Genomic DNA, 6,380 nt, shown 5'->3' with positions numbered 1-6,380 from the left:
CGGTGTACGGGTTCGGTTCGGTGTAGGGGTTCCGCTCGGAGCCGGGGCTCGCGTCGGAGTAAGGGTTGGGCTCTGTGTACGGGTTGGGGCCGGAGTAGAGATTCGGGTCGGAGTACGGATTCGGGTCGGCGTACGGGTTCGGGCCCGAATAGTGGTTCGGGTCGGAGTAGGGGTTCGGCGCGGGCGCGTACGGCGTTCCGGGAGCGTGCCCCGACTGCGCGGGGTCGGCACCGGGGCCGGAACCGGAACCGGCACCTGCGCCTTGCGCGGGCTGCCCCGTCTCTGCAGGCCCCACCTCTGCAGGCCCCACCTCCGCAGGCCCCACCTCCGCGGGCAACTCCTGCGCGTGTCCCGTCCTTCCGTCCGGCTCCGCCGACGCGGGCGTGCCCGTCGGCTGCGGGTCGTTCTCCGTGCCGCTCGTCATCGTGCCTCGATGACGCGGACGCGGTGGTCGAAGGGGAACAGGAGGGCGGACGGCGCCAGTTCGATGCGGTCCGTGGCGTCGCCTCTGCGTCCGGTGAGCGGGTCGGCGGGGTGGAGGAGCACCTCGTCGACCAGTTCCACGCCCGGCACCCGCTGGAGCGCGGCGAAGATCTCGCCGGCGCGCAGGGGACGGCCGAACGCCCAGCCCTCGCCGTGCGCCCCGCCGGTCAGCGGGTCGAGGTAGGCGTACAGCGCGTCGAGCGCCTCGGAGCGGACGCGTTCGGCGTGTGCGGCGCGGAAGGAGTGGAGCGTGGCGACCACGGTGACGCCCTGGTAGTAGGGCGGGCCGACCGAGAGCCGGGTGCCCAGCGGGCGGCGGTCGTCGAGGAACTGGGTGACGCGGGAGAGGAGTTCCTCACCGGGCACCAGCTGCTCGAAGCGGAGCCGACCGCCCCGGTCCGGCACCGCCTGGGGGACGACCAGGACCCGGACCGCGTTCTCCCCGGCCTCCGCGGAGTCCGCGGCCAGGCAGTGGATCCGCGCCGTCTCGGGCGCGGCCCGCCGCGCCAGCTCCTCGTAGTCGCGCGCCGTCACCGCACGCTCCTGCGCGCGCAGCGCGATCGGCGCGCGGACCTTCGCCTCCTCGACCGTCTCGCCGTCCACTCCGCCGCGCGCCGCCTCGCGGTTCTCCACGCGGGCGACGTACGGAATGGAGCTGCGCAGCACCTGGATGGCGCCGCGGGCCACGTTGCCCGTGCGGCCGCCGCCCGTGCGGTAGCGGGTCGCGCGGATCGCGGCGCCCTTCGGCGGGACCGCGCCGAACTGCCGCAGGGAGCCGTCCGGTTCGCGCACCGCGGGGCCGAACGCGATCTCGCCGGTCGCCGCGTCCAGCGTGACGTGGGGGTCGTACGGGCCCGACGAGGCGAAGTCGTCGACGACCTGCCACTCGGCCCAGCCCGAGCCCTCGCCGTCGGAGACCTCCAGGACCAGCGGCGGCCGGTCGGCGACCACCGGCGCCTGGGCCAGGCGGACGCGCTGTCCGGGCACGCCCGTGGAGTCGCCGAGGAGTTCGTCGCGTACGACGTCCGCGTGTGCGACGCCGGTCGTGCCGCCGATGGTGAACGCGGCGGCGGACCGCACGGTCGGCGACGCGCTGTAGAACGGCTGGCCCTTCGCGGCCTCGACGACACGGCAGCGCAGCCAGCCCGCGTCCTGCCGCCCGATGCGGGAGACGATGTGACCGGCGGGGATGTGGAGCACGACGTCGCCGGGGCGGTTGAGGCCACCGGTGGAGTCCTCGTCGACCTCGCACTCGGTCCAGCCGTCCGCGGTCCACGCCTCCCACACCAGCGGCGGCTGGCGCGGGTCGACGCCCACGCCGTCCACCCGGCTGTCGAGCTGCAGCACCGCCGCGCACCGCGGCACCGCCGCGCTGAGCCCGAAGAGCAGCGTGTCGCCCGGGCGCGGCGACTCCGCGAAGGCCGCCACGTCACGGCCGCCGAAGATGTCCTGCCCGCAGTCCTGGGGCGTGCTGCCGTCCTCCTGTCGCAGCACGGACGACAGCTCGCAGGGCACCACGGTCAGATCCGCCTCGGTGGCGAAGGCCACCGCTTCCTCGGTCTCGGTGCGGCTGGTCGCTACCTCCGTCCCGGAGGGCAGGACCACCGGCTCGGGCTGCGGCGCGGAGAGCCAGAAGGTGACCTCCGCGCGGGCCGCGGAGGGTGCGAAGAGGGTGACGCCGAGCAGGTCGAGGAAGGCCAGGTGGTTCTTCTCCGGCACGCGGTTGAGCCGGTAGACGATCTGGTCGGCCATGTGCGCGACGGCCTCGACGAGGGTGACACCCGGGTCGGAGACGTTGTGATCGGTCCACTCCGGGCAGCGCTGCTGGATGTAGCGCTTGGCGTCGTCGACGAACTGCTGGAAGCGCCGGTCGTCGAGGTGGGGTGCGGGCAGGGCCATCGGACTTCAGACTCCGCTCTCTGATTCCGTGGACGGGATCACATAGAAGGGGAAGACGAGACTGCGCGGATTGTTGGTGCCGCGCACGGTGTAGCTCACGTCGATGAAAAGGACGGACGGGTCGTCGGGTGCCGGGGTGACCTCGACGTCCAGGACGTCGATGCGCGGCTCCCAGCGATCGAGCGAGGACCGCACCTCGTACCGGATCCGTCCCGCCGTCGCCTCGTTGACCGGCGCGAACACCAGGTCGTGGACGGCGCAGCCGAACTCCGGCCGCATCGGCCGCTCGCCCGGCGCGGTGGCGAGCACGAGGCGGATCGACTCCTCGATCTCGCGCTCGCGCCGGGCCAGCGCGATGCCGCCGCCGGCATTCGTACGCAGCGGAAAGGTCCAGCCCGCGCCGACGAACTGCTCACTCATGTCCTGTGACCCCCTCGACGCACATGTCCCTCAACTCTCTCAAGTCCTTCAAGCCCCTCAAGTCCCTTAGAACGGCAGGCCGTTGCGCAGGACCGCCGGTGCGGTCAGCGCGACGGTGGCCGGTGAGGTGATGGCGGCCGCCGCGCCCGCGTTGACCGCCACGGCGCCCGCAGCGGTGACGGAGACCGCGCCGACCGCGTTCACGGCCACCGCGCCCGCCGACTTCAGGCTGACGACGCCGGTCGCGTTGATGTCCGCCATGCCGCCCGCGTTGACGCCGAACTTGGCACCGGCCTTGATGTCGACCGCACCGCCCGCGCTCATCGTCAGCGAGCCGCCCGCGGTCAGCGACAGGTTGCCGCCCGCCCTGATGCTGACGTTGCGGGTCCCGGAGATGGACACGGAGCCGTCGCTGCGGATGGTCACGCTGGTCCGTGTCTCGTCCATGTGGACGGTGAGGCGGCCGTTGCCGGTCTGCAGCCGGATGCCGCTCTTCATGCGTGACTTGGCGTCGATGAGCTCCATGGTGTGGCCGCTGCGCGAGGAGATGGAGCGCCAGTTGACCCGGCCGCTGGTCGGGTCGATCGGCTGCAGTCCGTCCGTGCTGGGCGTCGGCTTGTCCCTGCCGTTGTACAACCCGGCGAGCACGTAAGGATGTTCGAGGGAGCCCCGGTCGAAGGCGACGAGCACCTCGTCGCCGACCTCGGGCATCATCAGGCCGCCGCCCTTGACCCCGCCCAGCTGCGCGATGCGGCACCAGTCGCTCTCGTACTTGTCGGAGAGCCAGGGGAAGCGCAGCTTGACGCGGTTCAGCTTCAGCGGGTCCTTGGCGTTGCTGACCAGCGCCATCGCGACGCCCGGCATCGTCGGCCCGGCATCCGTGCCGCCGGAGGCGAGGCCGTAGAGGGAGCGGAACTGGCGCCCCGAGACGGTCAGCCACGTCGTGAACTGCCGCCCGGACTCGAAGACGTGCCGCACGCCGGTCGCCGTGTACTTCCCCTCGAAGGGGAACCCGGCGCCCTTCAGCGCCACGGGCTGACCCGGCCGCAGGTCGGGGTTGCCGGTGACGGCGACCTCGATCTCGGCGAAGGAGCCCGCCACGTCGTCCGCCAGCGACTTGGAGGCGTGCGTGACCTGGGCCTGGGTGGTGTACGGCGTCCCGGTCTCGGTCAGCTCGGCCTTCCCGAACGGCTGCGAGAGCTGCGCGGGGGTGATGTCGGCGACGATGTCCTTGCTGCGGATCGCCGGGGACTGCATCGACAGGGCACGCTTGGTCCGCATGTCCCAGCCCCGCACCCCGGCCGTGGCGACCTGTCCCGAGGCGGTCACCGCGACCCGGCTGTGCAGCGCGTTGTGCCCGAATTCGAGGACGTACGGGCTCTGCGCGGCCGGTGTCGAGTCGGACGGCGCGCCCGACGCGGGCGCGAGCTTGGCGAAGTTCAGCTTCCCGTTCTGGTCGAAGGACAGGTGGGTGTCGTTCTCCTGGGCGAGACGGGTGAGGAAGTCCCAGTCGGTGATGTTCGGCTGGGTGGCCAGCTCGTACACCGTCGCCGTGGATTCGATCTTCCCGATCCGCACCTTGTTGGCGGCGGCGACGCGGCGCACGATGTCGGACGCCGTCATGTTCTTGAAGCCCTGCACGCGGCGGTTGCGCAGCAGCCGGTGCCCCTGGTCGTAGCCGCGCACGACCAGCGACTTGCCGCCGCCGTCCGAGTCCACCTCCAGGGCGGTGACCTCACCGGTCAGCATCGGCTTGCCGCGCACGCCGTCCGTGAACGGGCACAGGACGGCCTCGGCGCCCACCTTGATCTGCGGGAACTTCTCCAGGATGTCTCCGCCCGTGTCGGCGAAGGTCAGCTGGAAGGCGGACGGCACGTTCAGGCTGGCGTCCACCCAGCCCTCCACGAGCAGCACGGCGAGCTTGTCGGGCAGGACGGATCCGCCGATCTCGGCGTGCAGGACGCTCGTGTACGTCTTCTCACTCATCAGGGCTCCACGTGCGCGGGGGTGGTGACAGGGCCGGGCCTGGCCTCTTCGGCGGCCGGCAGCAGCAGTTCGGTGCCGGGCCGCAGCCGCATCGGGTCGTCGATGTCGTTGGCCTCGGCGATCAGCCGCCAGCGGGTGGCGTCCCCGTACTCCCGCCAGGCCAGCGACGCCAGCGAGTCACCGGCGACGGTGCGGTGCACACGGCGGGCCGAGAGCGCGCCCGAGGTCGGGTTCTGCCCCTTGGTGGGCATCGACACCTCGGTGAGCGCGAGCGAGCAGGTGGCGCGGATCGGCTCGCCGGTCGGGTTGAAGAGGGTGTACGTCGCGCTGACGTTGGTCACGTACGCCACGAACTGCACGGTGTTGAACGACCCCCAGGAGAACCGTACCCACGGCGGGGAGGGCCGCTTGGAGGTGACGCTCTGCGGGGTCACCTCGCAGCACGAGAGGAGCAGCTCGACCTGCTTCTGCACCTTCCCGGAGTTGGGGGTGCCGGAGGAGTCGAGGAACACCTCCAGCTGGAGGGTGGCCGGGGCGGCGCCGGTGAACTTCGGCGGGGCGCCTCGGGTGTAGGCCACGGCACGCTGCGTCCGCCACTCGGCGGACCGTGCCATCTGCAGCTGCGTCGGGTTGAACTGGAACTCCACCTCGCCGATCCGCCCGCCCATCGACCCGCCGAGGTCGGTGGGCGGCTGGTGAATGGCGAGCGCGGCGCGGACCAGGCTCGCGCCGGCCTTTCCGCCGGTGGGCGCGGCCATCTCAGGCACCTCCCGCGTCGGTGAATCCGTGGTGTGCGATCTCCAGCGTCTCCGTTGCCACGGACGGACTGTCCGGGCTCAGGCTGGGCCCCTGCCAGCGCACGGGCAGCACCTCGACGAGCCCCCACTGCGCGACGATGGACCCGTCCGCGCGCAGCGCGGCGATCTGCGCGGTGGGCCGTGAGATCCCGGTCGCGATGGACGAGATCCAGGCGGCCACGCGGGCCGTGTCGGCGGTCAGGGGCCGGGTGAGCCGGATGGTGGAGAAGGTCACGCGGGTGGGCAGCTGCCAGACGAACCCGTTGTTGCCGCCCTCCTGCCGCTGTTCCACCTCCACCTCGGAGGAGAGCCCGTCGCACCCGTTGAACAGGCCGAGGTCCTGGCCGTCGATGGTGAGCTTGAAGAAGACGGTGGAGCCGGGGTCCTTGGGCGAGGGCATGGTTTCTCTTTGCTGTGGAGGTGGCGGAGGACGGTGGGGCCGGGGGCCGGGTGGTCGGCCGGGCCGACGCGACTGCAGCTATCGGCCGTGGTCCCGGAGCCGGCCCACCCGCTCGCGGTCACTGCGGAGTTCCGCACGGAGCAGCCGCGAGAGCGGAGCGAGCAGCCGCCGCGCGAGGTCGTCGAGATCGGCGGGGGTGGCTGACTCGGAGGCGGGCGCGGGGTCGGAGCCGGATTCGGAGGCCGGGCCGTCGCGGTGGGGCTGAGACGGGGCGGGGGCGGACGACTTGGTCTCCGCGGCGGTGGTCCCGCCGGTCCCGGTGGTGCCGCGGGAGGTCGTGGTGGGCTGTTCGGTCGCGCTGACCGGCTGGGGTTTCGGCTGCGGCTGCGGCTGCG

At 72.3% G+C, this 6,380-nt stretch carries 5 protein-coding genes and 2 pseudogenes; all 7 read right to left on the bottom strand.

Annotation, left to right across the window (positions count from 1 at the left end; all coding sequences use genetic code 11):
* A pseudogene (locus AOK03_RS42805) lies at positions 1-424 on the bottom strand (hypothetical protein); the annotation flags it as partial.
* Positions 421-2,382 (bottom strand): putative baseplate assembly protein, encoded by a 1,962-nt coding sequence (locus tag AOK03_RS27480; protein WP_055568041.1) that lies wholly within the window; start codon positions 2,380-2,382, stop codon positions 421-423. The pseudogene AOK03_RS42805 and the gene AOK03_RS27480, both read right to left, overlap by 4 nt.
* A gap of 6 nt (positions 2,383-2,388) precedes the next feature.
* A complete protein-coding gene (locus tag AOK03_RS27475) occupies positions 2,389-2,802 on the bottom strand; it encodes a GPW/gp25 family protein (protein WP_055568040.1) in 414 nt (137 codons plus the stop codon).
* 66 nt (positions 2,803-2,868) lie between these two features.
* Positions 2,869-4,788 carry a VgrG-related protein gene (locus AOK03_RS27470; protein ID WP_055568039.1) on the bottom strand — a complete coding sequence of 640 codons (1,920 nt, stop codon included), beginning with the start codon at positions 4,786-4,788 and terminating at the stop codon, positions 2,869-2,871.
* Positions 4,788-5,546, bottom strand: a complete 759-nt coding sequence (locus AOK03_RS27465; protein WP_055568038.1) for a CIS tube protein — start codon at positions 5,544-5,546, stop codon at positions 4,788-4,790. Before AOK03_RS27465 ends, AOK03_RS27470 begins: the two co-directional genes overlap by 1 nt.
* Before the next feature lies 1 nt (position 5,547).
* Positions 5,548-5,985 (bottom strand): phage tail protein, encoded by a 438-nt coding sequence (locus tag AOK03_RS27460; RefSeq protein WP_055568037.1) that lies wholly within the window; start codon positions 5,983-5,985, stop codon positions 5,548-5,550.
* 78 nt (positions 5,986-6,063) lie between these two features.
* Positions 6,064-6,380: pseudogene (locus AOK03_RS27455) on the bottom strand (hypothetical protein); the annotation flags it as partial.

The sequence above is a fragment of the Streptomyces atriruber genome, assembly GCF_001418325.1.
GTDB lineage: Bacteria > Actinomycetota > Actinomycetes > Streptomycetales > Streptomycetaceae > Streptomyces > Streptomyces atriruber.
This window is presented reverse-complemented; position numbering and strand designations above follow the sequence as displayed.

Bases quoted from the DNA above. Each gene is read 5' to 3' on its own strand.
- AOK03_RS27480 (WP_055568041.1), bottom strand. From the start codon at position 2,382: ATGGCCCTGCCCGCACCCCACCTCGACGACCGGCGCTTCCAGCAGTTC.
- AOK03_RS27460 (WP_055568037.1), bottom strand. From the start codon at position 5,985: ATGCCCTCGCCCAAGGACCCCGGCTCCACCGTCTTCTTCAAGCTCACC.
- AOK03_RS27475 (WP_055568040.1), bottom strand. From the start codon at position 2,802: ATGAGTGAGCAGTTCGTCGGCGCGGGCTGGACCTTTCCGCTGCGTACG.
- AOK03_RS27470 (WP_055568039.1), bottom strand. From the start codon at position 4,788: ATGAGTGAGAAGACGTACACGAGCGTCCTGCACGCCGAGATCGGCGGA.
- AOK03_RS27465 (WP_055568038.1), bottom strand. From the start codon at position 5,546: ATGGCCGCGCCCACCGGCGGAAAGGCCGGCGCGAGCCTGGTCCGCGCC.